19 protein-coding genes are annotated in these 22,101 nt (G+C 71.1%); 2 read left to right on the plus strand and 17 right to left on the minus strand.

Annotated features, from left to right (window positions below; translation table 11 throughout):
- Window positions 1–32 precede the first annotated feature (32 nt).
- The 3 genes from FJ694_RS07015 to FJ694_RS07025 form a co-directional block, all read right to left on the minus strand.
- Window positions 33–1,217, minus strand: coding sequence for an ATP-binding protein (locus FJ694_RS07015; protein ID WP_157265403.1), 1,185 nt, complete (start codon window positions 1,215–1,217; stop codon window positions 33–35).
- A gap of 90 nt (window positions 1,218–1,307) precedes the next feature.
- Window positions 1,308–1,991: an alpha/beta hydrolase gene (locus FJ694_RS07020; protein WP_157265404.1), complete on the minus strand. Its 684-nt coding sequence runs from the start codon at window positions 1,989–1,991 to the stop codon at window positions 1,308–1,310.
- Between the two features lie 3 nt (window positions 1,992–1,994).
- Complete coding sequence (locus FJ694_RS07025) at window positions 1,995–3,173, minus strand: DUF1615 domain-containing protein (protein ID WP_157265405.1); 1,179 nt, start codon at window positions 3,171–3,173, stop codon at window positions 1,995–1,997.
- A 54-nt stretch (window positions 3,174–3,227) separates the two neighbouring features.
- On the opposite strand from FJ694_RS07025, the gene FJ694_RS07030 reads away from it, so the two are divergent.
- On the plus strand, window positions 3,228–3,866 hold the full coding sequence (locus FJ694_RS07030; RefSeq protein WP_157265406.1) for an MBL fold metallo-hydrolase: 639 nt from the start codon (window positions 3,228–3,230) through the stop codon (window positions 3,864–3,866).
- 12 nt (window positions 3,867–3,878) lie between these two features.
- On the opposite strand, the gene FJ694_RS07035 is transcribed toward FJ694_RS07030, so the two are convergent.
- From FJ694_RS07035 to FJ694_RS07060, 6 genes are all read right to left on the minus strand, one after another.
- Entirely contained in the window at window positions 3,879–4,799 is a 921-nt protein-coding gene (locus FJ694_RS07035) for a M48 family metallopeptidase (protein WP_157265407.1), read from the minus strand.
- Window positions 4,800–4,934: 135 nt separating this feature from the next.
- A complete protein-coding gene (locus tag FJ694_RS07040; RefSeq protein WP_157265408.1) occupies window positions 4,935–6,536 on the minus strand; it encodes an AmpG family muropeptide MFS transporter in 1,602 nt (533 codons plus the stop codon).
- 84 nt (window positions 6,537–6,620) lie between these two features.
- Window positions 6,621–8,009 carry a calcium-binding protein gene (locus tag FJ694_RS07045; RefSeq protein ID WP_157265409.1) on the minus strand — a complete coding sequence of 463 codons (1,389 nt, stop codon included), beginning with the start codon at window positions 8,007–8,009 and terminating at the stop codon, window positions 6,621–6,623.
- A 50-nt stretch (window positions 8,010–8,059) separates the two neighbouring features.
- On the minus strand, window positions 8,060–11,287 hold the full coding sequence (locus FJ694_RS07050; RefSeq protein ID WP_157265410.1) for a non-ribosomal peptide synthetase: 3,228 nt from the start codon (window positions 11,285–11,287) through the stop codon (window positions 8,060–8,062).
- A 129-nt stretch (window positions 11,288–11,416) separates the two neighbouring features.
- Entirely contained in the window at window positions 11,417–12,214 is a 798-nt protein-coding gene (locus FJ694_RS07055) for an anti-sigma factor family protein (RefSeq protein WP_157265411.1), read from the minus strand.
- A 34-nt stretch (window positions 12,215–12,248) separates the two neighbouring features.
- Window positions 12,249–12,782, minus strand: coding sequence for an RNA polymerase sigma factor (locus tag FJ694_RS07060; RefSeq protein ID WP_232539929.1), 534 nt, complete (start codon window positions 12,780–12,782; stop codon window positions 12,249–12,251).
- A gap of 118 nt (window positions 12,783–12,900) precedes the next feature.
- On the opposite strand from FJ694_RS07060, the gene trxC reads away from it, so the two are divergent.
- A complete protein-coding gene (gene trxC, locus FJ694_RS07065; RefSeq protein ID WP_157265413.1) occupies window positions 12,901–13,335 on the plus strand; it encodes a thioredoxin TrxC in 435 nt (144 codons plus the stop codon).
- A gap of 14 nt (window positions 13,336–13,349) precedes the next feature.
- Here the strand turns inward: trxC and FJ694_RS07070 are convergent, their stop codons facing one another.
- From FJ694_RS07070 to FJ694_RS07105, 8 genes are all read right to left on the minus strand, one after another.
- Window positions 13,350–14,819, minus strand: coding sequence for a M20/M25/M40 family metallo-hydrolase (locus FJ694_RS07070; protein WP_157265414.1), 1,470 nt, complete (start codon window positions 14,817–14,819; stop codon window positions 13,350–13,352).
- Between the two features lie 94 nt (window positions 14,820–14,913).
- A complete protein-coding gene (metW, locus tag FJ694_RS07075) occupies window positions 14,914–15,498 on the minus strand; it encodes a methionine biosynthesis protein MetW (RefSeq protein WP_157265415.1) in 585 nt (194 codons plus the stop codon).
- Window positions 15,495–16,673 (minus strand): homoserine O-succinyltransferase MetX, encoded by a 1,179-nt coding sequence (metX, locus tag FJ694_RS07080; RefSeq protein WP_157265416.1) that lies wholly within the window; start codon window positions 16,671–16,673, stop codon window positions 15,495–15,497. Before metX ends, metW begins: the two co-directional genes overlap by 4 nt.
- A gap of 197 nt (window positions 16,674–16,870) precedes the next feature.
- Window positions 16,871–17,488, minus strand: coding sequence for a glutathione S-transferase N-terminal domain-containing protein (locus tag FJ694_RS07085; protein ID WP_157265417.1), 618 nt, complete (start codon window positions 17,486–17,488; stop codon window positions 16,871–16,873).
- Window positions 17,489–17,517: 29 nt separating this feature from the next.
- Window positions 17,518–18,840, minus strand: a complete 1,323-nt coding sequence (locus FJ694_RS07090; RefSeq protein WP_157265418.1) for an amidohydrolase family protein — start codon at window positions 18,838–18,840, stop codon at window positions 17,518–17,520.
- A 17-nt stretch (window positions 18,841–18,857) separates the two neighbouring features.
- Window positions 18,858–19,487 (minus strand): uracil phosphoribosyltransferase, encoded by a 630-nt coding sequence (upp, locus tag FJ694_RS07095; protein WP_157265419.1) that lies wholly within the window; start codon window positions 19,485–19,487, stop codon window positions 18,858–18,860.
- 51 nt (window positions 19,488–19,538) lie between these two features.
- A complete protein-coding gene (locus FJ694_RS07100; RefSeq protein ID WP_232539930.1) occupies window positions 19,539–20,840 on the minus strand; it encodes a URC4/urg3 family protein in 1,302 nt (433 codons plus the stop codon).
- Complete coding sequence (locus FJ694_RS07105; RefSeq protein WP_157265420.1) at window positions 20,830–22,101, minus strand: GTP cyclohydrolase II; 1,272 nt, start codon at window positions 22,099–22,101, stop codon at window positions 20,830–20,832. The genes FJ694_RS07100 and FJ694_RS07105 overlap by 11 nt, the downstream gene beginning before the upstream one ends.

Raw genomic sequence — 22,101 nt, forward strand, 5'->3', positions numbered from 1 at the left:
CAAGTACCGGAAAAGTGCTTTTCGCCCCGGCGCTAGGCCTTTTTCGCCTTGTTGACGTAGTTGCGAATCAAGTATTCATTGAACATTGGGACCGTGAAGGCAATGTCGCCATGCGAAGGACTGTAAATCATTCCTTTGCTGATGATTTGAGCCCGACGAGGCCCCAGGCTCTGATGTGTTTCATTCAATGCGGTCGCAACGTCTGATGACCGATAAGGGCCAGGGCCCAGTTGAGCCATGGCAATCACGTACTCGCGCTCTTTTGGAGTGAGCCGGTCAAACCGCACTTTGAAGAAGCCGTCGTCCAAGCGTCGTGTCGCCGCCCGGGCTGCTTGTGACGCATCCTCAAATTCGATTTGAGGGCCTTGTGCAATGTTCCAACACTGGTAGCCCCATTCCTGGAGGAAATAAGGGTAGCCTTGGGTCTTCAGCAGAATTTCTTCCAGTGCCTCATCACTGATCTTCTCGCCCTCACTTTCGATGGGTTGTCTGATGGCGCTCTTCGCGTCGTCGCTCAGCAGAGGACCGACCGCTGGGTAATGAAAAAGTCGCTCGGCATAAGACTTGGCGTCACCTGACAAAGCTGCAACCTGAGGCAATCCCGCACCGAAAAATAATACCGGCAAATCCTTTTGACTAATCTTGTGCAGGGCCACTATGAGCGCTGCCAAGTCGCTCTCGCGCAAATACTGAACCTCATCAATGAGCAATGTCCAGGCTTTGCCGGCAGCTTTGGCTGCTTCTCCGACACGAACAAACAATTCGGGCAGGTCATTTTCAATATCTCCGCTATCAGCCACACCAACTTCTGGATCTACCGATAAGGAAACATCTCCGTAAGATATTTTGAAAACAGACGCAAATGAGCGCAGCGCGCGCAGTGCCTGATGAGTCTTGACCTTTGCTTGTTCAGCCAGTGAAAATTTGCGGAGTGCTTGGTTGATTTTGGGAACCAGCAGTTCACTCAGCGGCTTGCCTTCTGGCGCTTCAATGAACGAAGTTATGTGGCCCGAGCGCTCGGCTATCTCTTCAATCTTGTTCAAAAGAACGGTTTTTCCTACACCCCGCAAACCGAGCAGCATTTGCGATCTACTGGGCTTGCCGATCAGGGCACGCTGAATGGCGATTTGTGCCTCTTCAAGAATGGACTCCCGGCCGGAAAGCTCTGGCGGTTGGCTGCCTGCGCCTGGCGCGAATGGGTTTCTGACGGGGTCCACGGTCTCTCCGCAAGACGAAGCTATCAATTGATAGGGTAGTCTATGCTGAACAGGATAACTTTACTTAGTTTTTTGTAGACATCCTGCCCCTCACCCCGCCAGCACCCCCAGCATCCACTCCCGCAGCGCCTCCAGCTCCTCCACGCTGACCGTGTGCCCGATCGGGTAGTCGTGCCACTCCACCTCGTGCCCCAGCGCCTTGAGCAGGTCGCGCGACACCACGCCGGCGGCCATGGGCACCACCGGGTCCTGCCGGCCGTGGGCCAGGAACACCGGCAGGTCCGCATTGGCGCCATGCCGCTCCGCGGCGGTCAGGTTGGCCAGCGGCAGGTAGCCCGACAGCCCCGCCACGCCCGCGAGCCGCTCCTCGCAGCGCAGCGCCGCCAGCAGCGCCATGGCGCAGCCCTGCGAGAAGCCCGCCAGCAGGATGCGCCGCGCCGCCACGCCGCGCGCGCGCTCGCGCGCCACCAGCGCCAGCACCTGCTGCAGCGAGGCGCGCAGCCCCGGCTCGTCCTCGCGCCGGACCAGCTCGGTGCCCAGCAGGTCGTACCAGGCGCGCATGTGGTAGCCGCCGTTGATGGTCACCGCCCGCACCGGCGCGTGCGGAAAGATCCAGCGCACGGGGCCGAGGCCGGACAGGTCCATCTCCTGCGCCAGCGGCTCGAAGTCGTGCCCGTCGGCGCCCAGGCCGTGCAGCACGATCAGGCTGGCGCCCGGGTCGGTGCCGGTCTCGATCTCGATGGTCTGCAGCGGGGTCGGGTTGGCGGCAGGCATGGGTCAGGGCTCCGGGGATGAGGTCGTGGTGGATGATGGGGACGAAGGCGCGCGCGCCATGCAGCGCTGCCAGCGCTGCTGCACGCGCTCGGCGAACCAGCGCGTGCTCAGGGGGCGGCTGATCTTGGGGCCGCTCAGCGCGATGTCGGGCACCACCGCGCGCGGCAGGGTGCGGCGCTCGTTGCGCTCGGCCAGCTCGAACACCTTGCGGTGCAGCGCGCTGCGCTCGAAGCCGGCTGTGGTGCCCTGCTCCAGCGCGCGCCGCGCCTCGGATTCCGACAGCCCCAGCCGCGGCGCCAGCGCCAGCGCGGCCGATTCGGTCGCGCCGCGCTGGCCGTCGCCGCGAAGTAGATCGCCGTCGGGCGTGAGCGGGATGCCCGAGGCGGCGCTCAATGCCGCCTGAAAGGCCGCGTTGCGGCTGGCCCAGCGCCCGGCGTTGAAGTCGGCGAAGCGGTAGATCGGCCGCTCGTAGGGCGCGGCGTAGTCGAGCAGGTGCGCGATGCCGAAGTACAGGCCGCCGCGGCGGCTGAACACCGCCTGGCGCACGCCGCCGTCGAGCGGGTACGGATAGCCCTGCGCATGCGCCTCGGCCCAGGCGACGCTGACCTGCATCGGCCCGCCGGTGCGCACCGGGTTGAGCTTGCCGAACAGGCGCTGGCCCAGCGGCACGCGCTCGATCAGGTCCTCGAAGGTCTCGCTGAGCTGGCGCTCGGTGCGCGCCTGGTCGATGCGCTCGGCGTAGCTGCGCCCGTCCGACGAGGGCAGCTGCAGCGCCGCCGACACCAGCAGCGAGGGCACGCCCACGCGGCCCGCGCGCTCGTCGATCTCCTTGCGCGCGATCGCGCCCAGGTTGGGCACCGGCGGGTCGGCCTTGAAGCCCGATTCCTGCTCGATCACGCCCAACGCGGCGCAGAAGTTGGCGGCCGTGGGCGGGATCTGCAGCGCCGAGAAGGCGGCATAGACGTCGGTGGCCCAGCCGGCGCGGTCGGGCAGGTTGCCGGGCAGCAGCTGCAGCAGCAGCGCGCGGCTGTCCTGCGGGCGCGGCCAGGTGGCGGTGGGCTGCGTCTCGCCGCCGGCGCAGCCGGCCAGCAGCGCCGCCACGGCCAGCGCCGGCGCGGTCCACGGCGCCGCGGCGCGGCGGTCATGGCATTTGTCGGGGACTTGTTCCGGATGGGACGGCATCGCTGCTCCAGCGGCAGGCGCGGTGCCCGCCTCGTGCCCGCCACAATGGCGGCCATGCTTTGTTACCACACCATCCCCGTCACGCCCTTCCAGCAGAACTGCTCGCTGCTGTGGTGCGACCAGACCAAAGAGGCCGTGCTCATCGACGCCGGCGGCGAGATCGGCCTGCTGCGCGCCGCGGTGCAGGAGCGGAAGTTGAAGCTCGTGGCGCTGTGGCTGACGCATGCGCACATCGACCATGCCGGCGGCGCCGGGCAGCTCGCGCGCGAAGAGGGGCTGCCCATCGTCGGCCCGCACCGCGGCGACCAGTTCTGGATCGACGGCCTGCCGCAGCAGAGCCGCATGTTCGGCTTCCCGCCGGCCGAGCAGTTCACGCCCACGCGCTGGCTGGAGGACGGCGACGAGGTGCAGCTCGGAAACAGCAAGGTGTCGGTGCGCCATTGCCCCGGACACACCCCGGGCCACGTCGTGTTCCACGCGGCGGAGATCAAGCGCTGCTTCGTGGGCGACGTGCTGTTCGCCGGCAGCATCGGCCGCACCGACTTCCCGCAGGGCAACCACGACCAGCTGATTGCCAGCATCACGCAGCGGCTGTGGCCCATGGGCGACGACACGGTGTTCATCCCCGGACACGGGCCGGAAAGCAGCTTCGGCCAGGAGCGCCGGTTCAACCCCTACGTGCGCGGCACCTGAGGCCAGGCGCCGTCAGCGCGGCGCCGGCGGCCCGAACTGCCGCGTCGGCTTCGGGGCCTGCGCGTACAGCGGCTGCACCCGCGGTAGCCGCGCCTCGATGTCGCGGATGCGCGCGCTGCCCGTGGGGTGCGTGGACATGAAGGCCAGCGGCTCGCCCTGGCTGACGGCCATCATCTTCTTCCACAGGCTCACGCCGGCGGCCGGGTCGTAGCCCGCGCGCGCCGCCAGCTCCATGCCCACGATGTCGGCCTCGGACTCGTCCTCGCGGCTGAACTTCAGCGTCAGCAGCTGGCTGCCCATGCCCAGCACCTGGTTGCCCAGGTTTCCGAGGCCCAGCACCGAGGACAGCACGCCCGCGCCGATCTGCGTCGCGGCCGACTTGCCCATGCGCTCGCGCGCGTGCTCGCGCAGCGCGTGCGCCACCTCGTGGCCCATGATGGTCGCGACCTCGTCGTCGCTGAGCTGCAGCTGCTGCAGGATGCCGTAGTAGAAGGCGATCTTGCCCCCGGGCATGCAGAAGGCGTTGAGCTCCTTGCTGCCGATCAGGTTCACCTCCCAGCGCCACTGCCGCGCGCGCCGGTTCCAGTCGTCGGCGAAGGGCACGATGCGCTGCGCGATGTAGCGCAGCCGCTGCAGCTGCGGATTCGATTCCGGCGCCAGCGCGCGCTGCCGCGCGGCTTCCGACAGCAGCTGCTTGTACTGCTGCGCCGCGGCCGCCTCCACCTCCTCGGCCGGCACCAGCTTCGAGAAGGTGGACTCCGAGCCCACTTCCTCGCGCACGCCCTGCGCACAGGCCGGCAGCAGCGCACTGCCCAGCAGCAGGCCGGTGAACAGGCGCCGCGAGCGGTTCACGCCGCAGCACTCGCAGCCGGCGTGCAGCCCGGGCAGGGAAGTGGCGATCTCGGCATCGGTGCGGAAGGCGTCGGTGCTCATGGCGTCGTCCTCGGGCCGCGTCAGGGGGCGGCCATGGTTCGTTGGAATGGCGTGCAACGGGCAGGGTCCGTGCCCGGCTGACGCGAATTGGGGGCTGTTGACAACCGTTGCAAGTGAATCACGGGCAGGCCGGGCTCAATCGTCGGCGGCCGCCGGCGCGTCCGGATCGACTTCCAGCGCCCGCACGCTCGCGCGCAGCGCCCACAGCATCGCCAGCGCCGGCAGCGCCGCCAGCGTGGAGACGATGAAGAAGGTCGGCCAGCCGATCGACTCGGCCAGCACCCCGGCCAGCGGCCCCACCCAGACTCGGCCCACCGCGGCGAAGGCGCTCAGCAGCGCGTACTGCGTGGCCGTGAAGCGCTGGTTGCACAGGCTCATCAGGAAGGCCACGAAGGCGGCCGTGCCCATGCCGCCGGAGAGGTTCTCCCCCGCGATGACCAGCAGCAGCCCGCCGTCCACCGCCGTGGGCTGCGCCAGCTTCAGGAAACCCCAGTCGAAGGCCGGCACGGTCAGGCCCGGGATCACGCCCTTGCCCGACACCGCCAGCCACCAGAAGCCCAGGTTGCTGGCCATCTGCAAGAGGCCGAACAGCAGCAGCGAGCGCCACAGCCCCAGCTTGAGCATCAGCGCCCCGCCCACGAGCGCGCCGAGGATGGTCAGCCACAGCCCGATGAGCTTGTTGACCACGCCCACCTCCGCCGGGCTGAAGGCCATGGCTTTCAGCAGGAACGGCGTCAGCAGCGAGCCGGCGAAGGCGTCGCCCAGCTTGTAGAGCACGATGAAGGCGAGGAAGGCGCCGGCGCCGCGCTGGCTGAAGTAGCTGCGTAGCCCGGCCAGCAGCGTCTCGAACTTCGCCGCCCGCGCCGCCCAGGCCGCCAGCGGCAGCGTGAAGGCGATGCCCAGCATCAGCGCCAGCAGCTCGGTCCATTTCACCTGCAGCGCCGGCGCCAGGGTGCTGCCGCTCCACAGCGGCGAGAGCAGCGCCTGCGCCAGCGGCAGGGCGAAACGGTCGCTGAGCAGGTACCCGACCGCCACGGCGGCCATGACGGCCAGGAAGCCGGTCACGTCGTGCCGCGCCACCGTGCGCGGCGCCTCGGCACGCGGCAGCCGCGGCAGCAGCACGGCGGAGACGACGGCCGCGCCGACCATCAGCATCGCCATCAGGCGGTACACGCCGGGCCAGGTGAAGGCGCCGCCCTGGGCCGGGTCGGTCCAGATCAGGGCCACGCCGCCGGAGAGGATCATGGCCAGCCGGTAGCCCATGACGTTGAGCGAGGACCCCAGGCCGCGCTCGCGCGCGGGCAGCAGGTCGGTGCGGTAGGCGTCGATGACCACGTCCTGCGAGGCCGACAGGAACGCCACCGCCACCGCCAGCAGCGCGAAGGCGCGCGTGGCGCCCGCCGGCGGCGTGGCTGCCATCAGCAGCAGCGCGCCGGCCAGCAGCAGCTGCGTCAGCACCAGCCAGCCGCGCCGGCGCCCCAGGCCCGGCGGCTCGAAGCGGTCCATCAGCGGCGCCCACAGGAACTTGAAGGTGTAGGGCAGGCCCACCAGGCTGAGGAAGCCGATAGTGGCCAGGTCCAGGCCCTCGGCCGAGAGCCAGGCCTGCATCGCCTGGCCGGTGAGCGCCAGCGGCAGCCCCGAGGCGAAGCCCAGCAGCGTGACAGCGAGGAAGCGGTGGACGGCGGCCGCGCGCTGCGCCGGCGTGCGCGCCACGGCGGCGGCGGGGGAGGAAGGCATCAAGGGATTCTAGGCAGCCGCCCCGGCGCAGCCGGGCATGGCGGCCGGCGCGCTTCGGCGCGCACCGGCCGCTGCCGTGGGTCCTTACAGCACGAAGTCGCCGGCCGCCAGCGTCTTGGGCACCGTGCCGACGAGCTGGAGCTCGAACTCGGCGGCCTTGTCGGTGTCGGTGTTGAAGGAAATCACGCCGTTGGCGTAGGTCAGCTGGCCCGGCGCCGTGCCGAAGGCGCTGCCACTCACCAGGGTGAAGGCCTGGTTGCCGGCCAGGGCTGGCTTGGCGTCGAGCAGCGACAGGTCGATCAGGTCCTGCCCCGGCACGAAATCGACGATGGCATCGCGCGACGAGCCCAGGCCCAGGTCGGTCCAGGCGGCGAAGCGGAAGACATCCTTGCCGCCCTCGCCGGCCAGGCGGTCCGTGCCCGCGCCGCCCACGAGCGTGTCGTTGCCCGCGCCGCCCGCCAGCGTGTCCTTGCCCGCGCCGCCGTCGAGCACGTTGGCGCCGGCATTGCCGGTGAGGGTATTGGCCGCGGCATTGCCGCTGCCGTTGAGGTTCGCGCTGCCGGTGAGCACGAGCTTTTCGAGATTGGCGCCCAGGGTCCAGGACAGGCTGGACTGCACGGTGTCGATTTCCTTGCCGTTGGTGGAAGTTTCGCGAATATCGTCCCGCGCATGGTCCACCACGTAAACGTCGTTGCCCTCGCCGCCGATGAGCGTATCCGCGCCGGCGCCGCCATTGAGGACATTGGCCGCCTTGTTGCCCGTGAGCACGTTGGCCAGGGCATTGCCGGTGGCATTGACGGCGGCGGTGCCGGTGAGGGTCAGGTTTTCGACGAAGGACACGCCGGCCTGGGCCGCCAGGTTGAAGGACACGCTGCTTTGCACCAGGTCCGTGCCGCCAGCGTCGGTGGAGCTGTATTGGGACTGGGTTTCAACCACCCGGTCACCGGCGTTGTCCACGACATAGGTGTCGTCACCGCTGCCGCCGAGCATCGTGTCGGCGCCGGCGCCGCCGACGAGGGAGTCCCGGCCATCGCCGCCGTCCAGCACGTCGTTGCCGCCCATGCCGTCGAGGGTGTCGTTGCCGGTACTCGACAGCAGCATGTCTGCGTAGTTGTTGCCCGTGATCCGGTCGTTGCCCGACAGCATGGACAGCGACGACGTGAGGTCGGGAAAATTGCCGTTGTCGTCGAAAATGAGGTTCAAATCCGAAGCTTCCAGCATTGGCTTGGATTTCGAATTGGCAATGGATATTGAATCCATCCTCATGGTGAAATAATTCAGCTCGGTCACGACCGCTTTGACCCTTATGGCGCCGTCAGCCATGGAAAATGAAATCCTGACCGTGTCGCCGTCAATCCTGCTTATTCTGGGATTGTCGTCCACGTCCAGCAGGTCAATATCGAGCAGGGAGCTTTCCTCATCGCTCATGTTCACGCCGGTGCCCAGCGTGTCGTACATCTTGAACGTCGCCATTTGTTTTCCCCTCTGATCAGGATTTATTCAGAAAGCGTCATTTTGAAGGGTCACAGGGCGACGGCCCGCGGCGCGGGTGCCGCGGCCGGCTCGGCAGCCAGCACCGCGGCCAGCCGCGCGATGCCCGGGTGCTCGAACGGCAGCGCCAGCGGGATGTCGCGGGCCAGGGCCTCGCGCAGCCGCTGGCCCAGGGCGATGAGGCGCAGCGAGTCGGCACCGGCCTCGAAGAAGTCGTCGTGCGGTCCGAGGGCGCCATGGCCCAGCACCTCGCGGCAAATGGCCGCGATGCGCTGCTCCAGCACGCCGCGCGGCCCCGCCGCCAGGGCCGCCGACACCGCCGCGCCCGCGGCCCGCGAGCGCTGCGCCAGGCTCTGCGCCACGGGCAGCGCGGCGCGGTCGAGCTTGCCGTTGCGCGTCAGCGGCATGCGCTCCAGCCGCGTGAAGGTGGCCGGCACCATGTGCGGGGGCAGCGCGCCGAGCTGCGCGCGCAGCGCCTGCGGCTCGACCTCGGCCGTGCCGGTCCAGAAGGCATGCAGCTGCTGCCCGCCCGGGCCGTCGTGCGCCACCACCACCACCTCGCGCACGGCCGGGTGCGCCGCCAGCGCGGCCTCGATCCGCGCGGGCTCGATGCGCAGGCCCCGCACCTTGAGCTGCCGCTCACTGCGCCCGCGCAGGTCCAGGCTGCCGTCGGGCAGCCAGCGCGCGATGTCGCCGGTGCGGACCAGCCGCCCGCCGCTGCCTCCGAAGGGGTCGAAGAGGAAGCGCTCGCGCGTGAGCTCGGGGCGGTTCAGGTAGCCCAGCGTGACGCCGTCGCCGCCCACCACCAGCTCGCCCCAGGCTCCCGGCGGCAGCAGCGCGCCCTGGTCGTCGAGCACGTAGGCGGTGGTGTTGGGGACCGGCCGCCCGATCGGGATGCGCCCGGCGCAGGCGCGCTCGATCGGCTGCGCGGTGGAGAAGGTGGTGTTCTCCATCGGGCCGTAGGCGTTGACCAGGTGCAGTTGCGGGCAGGCCGCGCGCACGCGGGCGGCGTGCCGCGGCGAGAGCACGTCGCCGCCCACGAGCAGCCACCGCAGCCCCGCGAACAGCGCGGGGTCGGCTTCGCACAGCTGGTGGAACAGCGCCGTGCTCAGCCACAGCCCGGTGATGCGGTGGCGCTGCAGCGCCGCGCGCAGCAGCGGCGCGTCCAGCAGCACCGCCTCGTCCACCACGCACAGCTCGGCGCCGTGCAGCAGCGCGCCCCAGACCTCGAAGGCGCTGGCGCCGAAGGACGGTGCGCCGGTCTGCAGGATGCGCTGGTCCGGGCCGAGCTCGACGCAGTCGGCTCCGCACACCAGCCGCACCACGTTGCGGTGCGTGACCATGCAGCCCTTGGGCGTGCCGGTGGCGCCGGAAGTGGCCATGACGCAGGCCACCTGCTGCGGCGACGCCGGCGCGGGCTCCAGGGCCTCGGCCGCGGCGTCGAGCGCGGCATCGCCGCCGTGCAGCAGCGCCGCGTCGAGCCGCAGCAGCGCCGGCCCTTCGGGCGCCTGCGCCGCGCTGTCCGGGTGCAGGCACAGCACGCGCGCGCCGGCGTCCTGCACCATCACGCGCAGCCGCGCGGCCGAGGCATGCGCATCCAGCGGCAGGTACGCCGCGCCGCAGTAGAGCGTGCCCAGCATCGCCGCCACCAGCGCCGCGCCGCGCGGCGCCAGCAGCGCCACGCGGTCGCCCGGGCGCACGCCCAGCGCGCGCAGCCGCAGCGCGCAGCGGCGCGCGGCGCGGCGCAGCGCCGCGTAGTCCAGCGCCTGCTCGCCCTCGCGCACCGCCACCGACGCCGCATGTGCCGCCGCGGCTTGCTCGAACAGCGCCACCAGGCCCGACTGCGCCGGGTAGTCGCGCTGCGTGGCGTTGAAGTCCTGCAGCACGCGCCGCGCTTCGGGCGGCGCGCAGATGCCCAGCGTGCCCACGGCCGCCTGCGGCATGGACAGGATCTCCTGCAGCAGCTGCAGCAGGCTGCGCCCCAGGCCCTGCACCATCGCCGGCGCGTGGCGCGCGGCGTCGTGCACGAAGCTCACGCGCACCTCCTCGCCCAGGTGCACGACGACGTGGAAGTCGTGCCCGGCGGCCTGGCACAGGTGCGCGTTGGCCACGCGCGGCGCGCTGCCTTCGGGCGTGAGCGCGCGCAGCCGCTGCGCCAGCGGCATTCCCTCGAAGCTCACCACGTGGTTGACGAGCCGGTCCTTGAGCGGCGAGGCCGCCTGTACCGCCGTCAGCGGGTAGTACGCGAAGGCGCCGGCCGCGGCCGTGTCGCGCTGCACCCGGCGCGCGACCTCGATGAAGGGCTCCTGCGCATCGCTGCGCACGCGCAGCGGCTGGGTGTTGACGAACGGCCCCACCATGCGCTCCACGCCCGGCAGCGCCGCGGGCCGCCCCGGCACCACGGTGCCGAACACCACGTCGCGGCTGGCGTTGACCTTCTGCAGCAGCACGCCCCAGGCGGCCAGGAACAGCGCCTCGCTGCCCAGGCCCTGCTCGCGCGCCAGCGCCTGCAGCGCGCGGCTCAGCGGCGGACCCAGCGAGAAGCGGTGCTCGGCAACCTCGACGGCGCCGGCGTGCGGCAGGTCGAAATACGGCACGCCCGCCTCCTGCGTGCAGTCGCGCAAGGCGCGGCTCCAGTGGGCGTGGGCCTGGGCCCGGTCCTGCCGGCCCAGCCAGGCGAGGTACGGGCCGCACGGCACCGGCTCGCGCCCGACGATGTCGGCCCGCGGGTCGGCCCGCGGGTCGGCGCGCAGTTGCGCGTACGCGGCGAACAGGTCCCCGAACAGCGGCACCAGGCAACCGTTGTCCAGGACGAGGCGGTGATACGTCAGCACCAGGCGGTGCCGGTCGGGCGCCAAGCGCAGCAGCGCCAGGCGCAGCAGCGGGCCGGCGCCGATGTCGAAGCCGCGCGCGCGGTCCCGCGCCTTGAAGGCCTCCACCGCCGCCTGCGCCGCGGCCTCGTCCGGCGCCGGCGCGGCGCCCAGGTCCAGGTGCTCCACGGGCGTTTCCCGGGACCGGAGCACCACCTGGCACGGCGGGCCGAAGGAGCGGAAGCTGAAGACGGTGCGCAGCGCGTCGTGCCGGGCCACCAGCGCCGCGAAGGCGCCGCGCAGCGCGGCGATGTCGAGCGTGCCTTCGAGCACGAGGTCGAGCTGACCGACGCAGGCGGGCGCGTCGGGCGCGCGCGCCTGCCCGATGAGCAGGCCCTCCTGCAGCGGTGTCAGCGGGTAGGTGTGCTGCACGTCGTCGTGCGTCGGCATGGCGTCTCCCGGCGGGAACAGGCTGTGCCGCGCTGCGTCAGCATCAAAACACTTACTTACACGGCTGACGCAGTGTAGCAATCACCTCCTGGTGCGGCGCCAGCGCCACGGCCGTGGCATGTGCGGAATTCAGCTGCCCGGCGTGGCTTGACTGGCCTGCGCCGTCTGCTGCCGGTGGATCTCCAGGGCCAGCGCCAGCATCCGCTCGCGCGGCAGCGGGCCGACCAGCGCGTAGCCGCAGCCGCTCTCGACCCAATAGAACATGTTGAGCTCGCCCTGGCGCTCGAAGCGGAACGCGGCCGGGGTGCCGGCCTCGGGCTTGCGCAGGTAGACGGTGACGCGGCGCTTCTCGGCGTCCTCGTACATCAGTTGCGCGCTGGGGCCCGCGGCGTCGGGCAGCAGCCGCCCGCCCACCAGGCTGAAGCCCTGGGCCTGCAGGTCGAACAGCTTCACCGGCAGCGTGGTGCGCCGGGTGAGCCAGCGCGCGAGGTGCTCCTCACCCGCGCGCACTTCCACCGGGTGGCGCTGCTCGGGGGCATAGACGGCGTGCGCCACCGCCGCGCGCCGCACCCAGGGCGGCTCGTGCGCGAAGCGCTGCGCCAGCGGCTCCTGCCAGCGCCACATGGCGCCCGCGCCCAGCACCGCGCCGCCGGCGACGAGCAGCAGCACGGCGGCGGCACGCGCCCAGGGCCGCTGCGCCAGCGGGCGCGGGTGCAGCAGCCGGCGCATGCCGGCCGGCACGGCTTCGGCGAGCACCGGGTCGAAGCGCGCGCGCAGCGCGTCGCGGTCGGCCGCCCAGAGGCGCACGCGCTCGGCGTCCTCGGGATGCTCGCGCAGCCACTGCTCGACGCGCGCGCGCGGCTCGGGGTCGAGCTCGTCGTCGAGCCAGGCGCTCAGCAGTTCGTCATCGATGCGGTCGGCGTCCATGCTCCCTCGTGCCGTGTCGTCGTTTTTTCTGGCTTCAGATCACGCGGCGCAGGTGCGGCGCGCGCGCCGGCGGTTTGCCGTCGCCCAGGGCCCGGCGCAGCAACAGGCGTGCGCGGCTGATGCGCGACATCACCGTGCCGGCCGGGATGCCCAGCACCTGCGCCGTCTCGGCGTAGCTGAGCTGCTCGACCACCACCAGCAGCAGCGGCTCGCGCAGCTCGGGCGTGAGCGTGCGCAGCGCGGCCAGCAGGTCCAGCCGCAGCCCGATGTCGGGCTCCTGCGTGCCGGCGTGGCGGTCGAGTTCCTGGTCCATGCGCTCGGGCTCCAGCAGTGACAGCCGCGCGTCGCGGCGCAGCGTGTCGTGATGCGCGTTGTGGGCGATCGACAGCAGCCACACCAGCAGGTCGCGCCGCTCGTCGAACTGGTGCCAGTGCGCCAGCGCGCGCTCCAGCGTGCTCTGCACCAGGTCGTCGGCGCGCCCGGTGTCGTACACCAGGGAGCGCGCGTAGCGACGCAGCCGCGGAATGGCGGCCAGCAGCAGCTGGCGGAAGTTGTCGGGTGCGTCCACTTGTGAAGGGTGTACGGGCCAGGGCGGGCGAATATTCCCACCGCCGGTGCCGTGCCGACGCTGTTCCGGTGCAGGGGCAAACCCTTGCAGGAGGGATTCCCGCCTCCACCATCGGGTGATGGACACCTCCGCCTCGACCCACGTCGCCTGCCCGCACTGCGCGGCGCTCAACCGCATTCCCAGCGCCCGGCTGGGCCAGGACCCGGTGTGCGGCCGCTGCGGCGAGCCGCTGCTCGACGGCCAGCCGCTCGCGCTCACCGACGCCAACTTCGACAGCGTGGTGGCGCGCACCGAGCTGCCGGTGATCGTGGACCTGTGGGCGCCCTGGTGCGGCCCCTGCCGCGGCATGGCCCCGGCCTACGAGCAGGCCGCGCGCGAACTGAAAGGCCGGGCCTTGCTCGTGAAGGTGGACACCGACGCCAACCCGCGCACCGCCGCGAAGTTCCAGGTGCGCAGCATCCCCACGCTGCTGAAGCTGCAGCAGGGCCGCGAGACGGCCCGCATCAGCGGCGCGATGCCGGCGGCGCAGATCGTGCGGTGGGCCGGCGTCTAGCGTCTAGGCCCGCCTCACGGCATCGCCGCCACCACCTGCGCCACCGCCGCGGTGAGCCGGCGCGCGTAGTCCAGGTGCAGGAACTCGTTGGGCCCGTGGGCGTTGCTCTTCGGGCCCAGCACGCCGCAGACCATCATCTGGGCCTTGGGGAAGCCCTCCTGCAGCATGCCCATGAACGGGATCGTGCCGCCCTGCCCGATGTAGCCGCAGGGTGCGCCGTAGTGCGCCTGCGAGGCCGCGTCCAGCGCCGTCGCCAGCCACGGCGTCAGTGAAGGCGCATTCCAGCCGTTGGCGCCCAGCGCGCCGGCGCGCCCGTCGGCATGGAACGTCACCTTGGCGTTGTAGGGCGCGTTGTCCTCCAGCAGCTGCTGCAGCTTCAGCGCGGCAGCGTTGCCGTCGAGCGTCGGCGGCAGGCGCAGCGACAGCTTGAAGGCCGTGTAGGGCCGCAGCACGTTGCCCGCCTGGGACAGCTCCGGGAAGCCGTCCACGCCGGTGACGGACAGCGTCGGGCGCCAGGTGCGGTTGAGCAGCGCCTCGGCCGGGTCGGTGGTGGTCGGCAATGCCGGCGTGCCGTCGTTGCCGCAGGCCCAGGGGTAGCGCTTCCAGACCTCGTCGCCCAGCGCCGCAGCGGTGGCCCGGGCCTGCGCGATGCGCTCGGCCGGGATCTCGACGTGGAAGTCGGGCGGCAGCAGCGCGCCGGTGCGCGCGTCCTCCAGCCGGTCCAGCACCTGGCGCAGGATGCGGAAGCTCGACGGCACGAGGCCACTGGCGTCGCCCGAGTGCACGCCCTCGGTGAGGATCTGCACTTTCAATACGCCGCTGACCATGCCGCGCAGCGAGGTAGTGAGCCAGAGCTGGTCGTAGTTGCCCGCGCCGGAATCCAGGCACACCACCAGGCCCACGTCGCCCAGGCGCGGCCCCAGCGCCGCGACGTAGGCCGGCAGGTCGAAGGAGCCGCTTTCCTCGCAGGTCTCGATCAGCCCGACGCAGCGCGGGTGCGGCGTGCCCTGCGCTTTCAGCGCCTCGATGGCGCTGACCGCCGCATAGACCGCGTAGCCGTCGTCGGCGCCGCCGCGGCCGTAGAGCAGGCCGTCCTCGACCACCGGCGTCCAGGGCCCGAGGTCGGCGCGCCAGCCGGTGAACTCGGGCTGTTTATCGAGGTGCCCGTAGAACAGCACCGTCTGCCCGGAGCCGCCGGACGCGGTGGCTTCGACTTCGAAAAAGATGACCGGCGTGCGCTCCGGCAGCCGGATGATTTCGAGTTTGAGCCCCGGCACGCGGCGGGATTCGACCCAGCGCGCCGCGTCCTCCAGCACCCGGTCGATGTGGCCGTGGGCGGCCCAGTCCTTGTCGAACATCGGGCTCTTGGCCGGCACCCGGATGTAGTCCACCAGCGCGGGCTCGATGCGCTGCTTCCAGGCCTCGTCGGCGAAGGCGCGCAGGGCTTGGGGGTCGGGGAGAGGCAGGCGTTCGGGGGCGTTCATGGCGGGCTCCGGAAGGGGTTCAAACCATTCTAGGAGCCGCCTTTTCCACTGCTGCCGATGGCGGGATGGCGTGGTCGCTCCGGCTCGCAGCCGGTCAGCCCCGCTCCAGCCGAAACACCGCCGTGCTCGCCCTCAAATTCGGCCACGAGTCGATGCGCCGCCCGTCATGCAGCCCGAAGGACTGCAGCACCCGCAGCCCGCACTGCCCGGCCAGCACTTCGAAGTCGGCGAAGGTGCCGACGCGGATGTTGGGCGTGTCGTACCACTGGTAGGGCAGCGTCTTGGTCACGGGCATGCGCCCGCGCAGCACCGAGAAGCGGTTCGGCCAGTGCGCGAAGTTCGGGAAGCTCACGATCGCGCTGCGCCCCACGCGCGCCGTCTCGCGCAGCAGCTGCTCGGTGTTGCGCAGGTGCTGCAAGGTGTCCAGCTGCAGCACCACGTCGAAGCTGCCGTCGCGGAACAGTCCCAGCCCGTCGTCCAGGTTGCGCTGGATGACGTTGACGCCGCGCTTGACGCAGCTCAGCACCTTGGCGTCGTCGATCTCCACGCCGTAGCCACTGCAGCCGCGCTCGTCGCGCAGCAGCGCCAGCAGCGCGCCGTCGCCGCAGCCCAGGTCCAGCACCCGGCTGCCTTTCGGCACCAGCTCGGCGATCTGCCTCATGGCCTGACGGTCGCTCATGCGGCCTCCTTGTGCACGGCAGGCGCCGGAACAGCCGGCTGCGTGGCTTCCACCTCCGCCGCCACGCGCTCGAAGTAGGCGCGCAGCACGCCGTGGTAGCGTGGGTCCTCCAGCAGGAAGGCGTCATGGCCGTGCGGGGCGTCGATCTCGGCGTAGGCCACGTCGCGGCCGTTGTCGAGCAGCGCCTGCACGATCTCGCGCGAGCGCAGCGGCGAGAAGCGCCAGTCGGTGGTGAAGCTCACCACCAGGAATTTCGCCCGCGCCTTGGCCAGCGCCGCGGACAGGTCGCCGCCGTGCTCGCGCGCCGGGTCGAAGTAATCGAGCGCGCGCGTGATCAAGAGGTACGTGTTGGCGTCGAAGTACTCGCTGAACTTGTCGCCCTGGTAGCGCAGGTAGCTCTCGATCTGGAACTCGATCTGCTGCGTGCTGTAGGCCAGCTCCGCGGCGCGCAGCGCGCGGCCGAACTTGGCCTCCATCGAGTCGTCGGACAAATACGTGATGTGGCCGATCATCCGCGCCACGCGCAGCCCCCGCTGCGGCACCACGCCGTGCGCGTAGAAATGGCCGCCGTGGAACTCGGGGTCGGTGCAGATGGCGCGCCGCGCCACCTCGTTGAAGGCGATGTTCTGCGCGGAGAGGTTCGGCGCGCTGGCGATCACGAGCGCGTGGCCCATGCGCTGCGGGTACTGCAGCGTCCAGGACAGCGCCTGCATGCCGCCCAGGCTGCCGCCGATCACGGCCGCCAGCCGCTCGATGCCCAGGCCGTCGAGCAGCCGCGCCTGCGCATCGACCCAGTCCTCCACCGTCACCACGGGGAAGTCGGCGCCATAGGGCTGGCCGGTGGCGGGGTTGATGTCCTTCGGGCCGGTGGAGCCGAAGCAGGAGCCGGGGTTGTTGACGCCGATGACGAAGAAGCGGTTGGTGTCCAGCGGCTTGCCGGGGCCGACCAGGTTGTCCCACCAGCCCTCGCTCTTCTCCTGCCCGGCGTAGGTGCCGGCCACGTGGTGGCTGGCATTGAGCGCATGGCACACCAGCACGGCGTTGCTGCGCGCGGCGTTGAGCGTGCCGTAGGTCTCGTAGGTCAGCGTGTAGTCGGCCAGCCGCGCGCCGCTCTTGAGCGGCAGCGGCTGCGCGAAGTGCATGCGCTGCGGCGTGACGTGCCCGATCGAACCCATGGATGAAGCGTCCCCCAAAAGCAAAAAACCCGGCGTCGCTGCAAAGCGGACACCGGGTGCTGGGCGTCCCTCTTTAGCTGCATTTGTTGAGCGCCCGCAATCCGGAACAAATCGGCGCTGAAGCGGAAAGTATAGGCCAGCCGGCGTGCTTTCCCGGGCCGCGGCGCCACGAGCCGGCGCTGCGGCGGATCAAGGCGTCAGCTCTTCGGCGCCGCCGTCGCCATGAAGCTCGCACGCGCTTCGAGCTTGTCGGAGAGCCGGGCCAGGTTCGGATGGTCGCCGCGCCAGTCGATGTGCGGGAAGCGGAACGAGAGGTAGCCCACGGCGCAGCCGGTGGCGATGTCGGCCAGCGAGAAATGGTTGTTGACGCACCAGTTGCCGTCGCCCAGCGCCTGCGACAGGCCTTTCAGCGCGGAGTGCACGCGCAGCATCTGGCGGTCGATCCAGGCCGGGCTGCGCTGCGACTCGCTGCGCCCGGCCCAGGTCTGCTCCAGCCGCGCCAGGATGGCCGCGTCGAGCAGCCCGTCGGCCAGCGCTTCGAGCGTGCGCACCTCGGCGCGCTCGCGCCCGCTGGCCGGGATGAGCCGGCCCACCGGCGAGAGCGTGTCCAGGTACTCGACGATCACGCGCGAGTCGTACACCGGCTCGCCCGCCTCGGTCAGCAGGCACGGCACCTTGCCCAGCGGGTTCACGGACAGCATCGCGTCGCTGCCCCAGACGTCTTCCTGCACGAACTGGCAGTCCAGCTTCTTTTCGGCCATCACGATGCGTACCTTGCGCACGTAGGGGCTGGTGAGCGATCCGATGAGCTTCATGCCTGACACAGTTCCATGGAATGGCGATTTTAGGCGGGCGCCGCCGACCCGCCCGGCGCCGTGGCGCCCGCGCCCGGCGCCAGCGTGAAGTCCACCCGGCTCGGCCGTCCGGGCAGGTCCAGCTCGACGCCCTGCTCCGGCGCGCGCGCCAGCACCCGCCCGCCGCGTACCACCAGCAGCCGCGCCGGTCGCAGCCGCACCGCCTCCTCGCACGAGCGCGCCTGCAGCAGCACGAAGTCGCCGCGGCAGCCGGGCGCGAGGCCGTAGCCCTCCAGCCCCAGGATGCGCGCGTTGTTCTCCGTCACCGCGTCGAAGCAGGCGCGCTGCCCGGCCACGGAGCCCATCTGCGCCACGTGCAGCCCCATGGCCGCGACTTCGAGCATGTCGCCCGACCCCAGCGGATACCACGGGTCCATGACGCAGTCGTGCCCGAAGCCCACGTTCACGCCCGCGGCCAGCAGCTCCGGCACGCGCGTCATGCCGCGGCGCTTCGGGTAGGTGTCGTGCCGGCCCTGCAGCATGATGTTGATGAGCGGGTTCGCCACCGCGTGCAGCCCGGCCTCGGCCATCAGCGGCAGCAGCTTGGACACGTAGTAGTTGTCCATCGAGTGCATGGACGTCAGGTGCGAGCCCGTCACCCGCCCGTGCAGCCCCAGCCGGTGCGCGTGGAACGCCAGCGTCTCGACGTGGCGTGACAGCGGGTCGTCGCTCTCGTCGCAGTGCATGTCCACGCGCAAGCCCCGCTCCGCCGCCAGCTCGCACAGCAGCCGCACGCTCTCGGCGCCGTCGGCCATGGTGCGCTCGAAGTGCGGTATGCCGCCCACCACCTCCACGCCCATGTCGAGTGCGCGCTTGAGGTTGTCGAGCGCGCCCGGGCTGCGCAGCACGCCGTCCTGCGGAAAGGCCACCAGCTGCAGCTCCAGGTACGGCGCCACCCGCTCCTTGACGTGCAGCAGCGCCTCCGCCGCCAGCAGCCGCGGGTCGCACACGTCCACGTGGGAGCGGATCGCCAGCAGCCCGCGCGCCACGGCCCAGTCGCAGTAGCGCAGCGCGCGCTCCACCAGCGCCTCCTGCGTCAGCAGCGGCTTCAGCTCGCCCCACAGGGAGATGCCTTCGAGCAGCGTGCCGCTGGCGTTCACCCGCGGCTGGCCGTGGCTGAGCGTGGAGTCCATGTGGAAGTGCGCATCGACGAAGGGCGGGCTCAGCAGCCAGCCCCTGCCGTCGATGGCCGGGATGCCTTCGGGCGCCGGCAGCGCCGGCCCCACGGCGGCGATGCGCCCCTCGCGCACCAGCACGTCCACGCCGGCGCGGCCGTCGGGCAGCGTGACGTCGCGCAGCAGCAGCTCGCTCATGCCCGTCGTGCCCGCCGTCACTTGGTGCCGAACAGCCGGTCGCCGGCGTCGCCCAGGCCCGGCAGGATGTAGCCGTGCTCGTCGAGCTGGCGGTCGATGGCCGCCGTGTACACCGGCACGTCCGGGTGCTGGGCGTGGAAGTTCTGGAGCCCTTCGGGCGCCGCCAGCAGGCTGACGAAGCGGATCGAGCGCGGCTTCACCTCCTTGAGCCGCTCCACCGCCGCCGCGGCCGAGTTGCCGGTGGCCAGCATCGGGTCCAGCACGATGGCGTCGCGCTCCTCCATGTGGTCGGGCATCTTGAAGTAGTACTCGACGGCCACCAGCGTGCGCGGGTCGCGGTACAGGCCGACGTGGCCCACGCGCGCGCCCGGCACGATCTCCAGCATGCCGTCGAGGAAGCCGGCGCCGGCACGCATGATCGAGACGAAGACGGTCTTCTTGCCGTCGATCACCGGCGCGCGCATGGCCTCCATCGGCGTCTCGATGTCGATCATCTGCGTCGGCATGTCGCGCGTGACCTCGTAGGCCATGAGCATGCTGATCTCGTGCATCAGCCGCCGGAAGCTGTTGGTGCTGCGGTCCTTCTCGCGCATGAGCGTGAGCTTGTGCTGCACCAGCGGATGGTCGATGACGTGGACGACGGGCATGTCACTTCTCCCTCGTGGATGAATCTCGATGTGTGTGTGTGATGGCTCGGTTCAGAACACGGTGCCGTCGCTGTCGATGGCGACCGGCGGCGCGCCGCCCGGGCGCCTCTCGGCGGCGATCTGCCGCCCCGCCGCCCAGCTGCCGCCCTCCAGCACGCAGGCCAGCGGCAGGCTCTCGTCGCCCAGCAGCGTGCGCACGCGCGGCAGCAGCGCGTCGAGCAGCGCCACGGTCAGCGCGCGCCACTCGATCACCCAGGGCTCGCCCGGCACCCGCACGCGCGTGCCGAACTCGGCGTCGCGCGGCACGATCACCCCGGCATCGAGCAGCAGCCCGCCGTTGCGGTACTCGGGCAGCCCCGTGAGCGCGTCCAGCTCCGTGACCTGCACGCCCGCCAGCTGGAACGGCTCGACCAGCGAGTACGACAGCCACTGGCTGAGCTTGTGGAACGGCACCCAGCCGGCACTCGGCCCCGTGCCGCCGGCCAGGGGATGCGCCCAGCAGTCGCCCACCGGCACGCCCAGGAACTGCTGCCCGCTGGGCCAGATGGCGCTGAAGGCGTCCAGCAGCGCCTGCAGCAGCCGCGGCGCCGACACCTGGTGGCGCAGCGCCGTGCTGCCCGGTACCACGTGGTGGTTGTGCAGCCGCGGCGCGTGGTGGTGGTGCGTGAGCGCGTCCAGCAGGTGCCCGGGCCGGCCATCGGCGGTGAAAGTGTCGGGCTGCGACTGCAGCGCCCGCGCCAGGCGGTGCAGCAGATCCACGCGCCCCTCCAGCCCCAGCAGCGGGTTCACCTCGCGCACCTGCAGCAGCGCGGCGAGCGTGGGCACGTCGATGCGCGCCAGCGCCTTGGCGTCCACCCGGCACGGGTCGCCCGGGTCGCTGGAAAAGGCCCCGGACAGGAAGGCGCGCAGGCTGGCGACTCCCAGCCCTTCGGAGCGCGCGAAGGTCTGCCCGGATTCGGCCTCGGCGTAGCGCCACTCCGGCCCGGCGCCGGCGTCCAGCAGCACGCTGATGAACACCAGCTCGACGTGCGCCCGCGCCCGGGCCACCTGGCCGTGGCCGGCGAGCCTGGCATCGACCTCGGCCAGCCGGTTCACGCCGCCGGCCTCGAAATGGCGCCAGCGGCTGTGCAGCGGCACATGACCGTCGGGAAAGCGCGAGCGCGTCAGCGCCGCGATGCGCTGCGCCACCTCGTCGAGCCCCGACTCGTCCAGCGTGAAATGCTCCGAACGCCCCTCGCGCACCGCCTGCAAGAGGTTCGAGCAGCGCTCGCGCACCGTGGCGACCTGGCGCAGCCGCCGCACCGCCTCGGCCACGTCGCCGGGCGTCAGCGTGGGGTTGTGGTCATTCGACAAGGTCGCGCCCCTTGGTGGCGGCGAGCCGGGCCGCGTCCGGCACGCTGCCGTCGGTGAAGTAGCCCGCGGCGATCTTGGCCTCGATCTCCACCCGCGCGTCCGCCGGCACCAGCTCGTCGGGAATCTTGATGCGCTCGCCGACCTCGATGCCGCTGCCGGTGATCGCGTCGTACTTGTCGTTGCTCATGCTCACCAGGCGGTGGATCTTGCGGATGCCCAGCCAGTGCAGCACGTCGGGCATCAGCTCCTGGAAGCGCATGTCCTGCACCCCCGCCACGCACTCGGTGCGCAGGAAGTACTTGTCCGCGCTGTCGCCGCCGACCTGGCGCTTGCGCGCGTTGTAGACCAGGAACTTGGTGACCTCGCCCAGCGCCCGCCCTTCCTTGCGGCTGTAGGCGATCAGCCCCACGCCGCCGGCCTGCGCGCCGCGGATGCATTCCTCGATCGCATGCGTCAGGTACGGCCGGCAGGTGCAGATGTCCGAGCCGAACACGTCCGAGCCGTTGCACTCGTCGTGCACCCGCGCCGTGAGCGTGACCTCCGGATTCGCCAGGTCCTGCACCTTGCCGAAGACGTAGAGCGTCTGCCCGCCGATGGGCGGCAGGAACACCTCCAGGTCGCCGCGCGTGACCAGCTCCGGGTACATGCCGCCGGTCTCCTCGAACAGCGTCTTGCGCAGCACCGCCTCGCTCACGCCGAAGCGCTTGGCCACGCCCGGCAGCCACCACACCGGCTCGACGGCGATCTTGGTCACGGCCGCCGAGGAGTCCTCCAGCAGGATCTGGCCGTCCACCTGCAGCCGCTGGAACGCCAGCGCCTGCCGGATCTCGGGCAAATGGATGTGCGCCTGCGTCACCGCCAGCGTCGGGCGGATGTCCACGCCCGCGGCCAGCTCCTCGGCGAACACCTCGGCCACCGAGGCGCCCCAGGGGTCGATGGAGACGATCTTGTCGGCATCACCCCACTGCGGATGCGGGCCGATGCGCTCGGTGGGCGAGGTGTTGGTGAGGTCGGCGCGGTGCCCCTTGGTCAGGTTGCCCGCGGCCACCGCCAGCGCGCGGTACACGCCGTAGCTGCCGCTGTGGGTGCCGATGACGTTGCGCTGGCTGCGGTTGGTGGTGGTGCCGATCACCGGGCCGCGTTCCTTCGGGTCGGCCGCGCCCCAGCGGATGACGGGCGCGCCCCCGGCGCCCTGGCCGGGATGGGAGGTCAGCCGGATATGGCTGCCGCCCTTGTTGGAGGTGGCCGATTCGGTGCTCAT

The sequence above is a fragment of the Azohydromonas aeria genome (genome assembly GCF_009760915.1).
GTDB classification, from domain to species: domain Bacteria; phylum Pseudomonadota; class Gammaproteobacteria; order Burkholderiales; family Burkholderiaceae_C; genus Azohydromonas; species Azohydromonas aeria.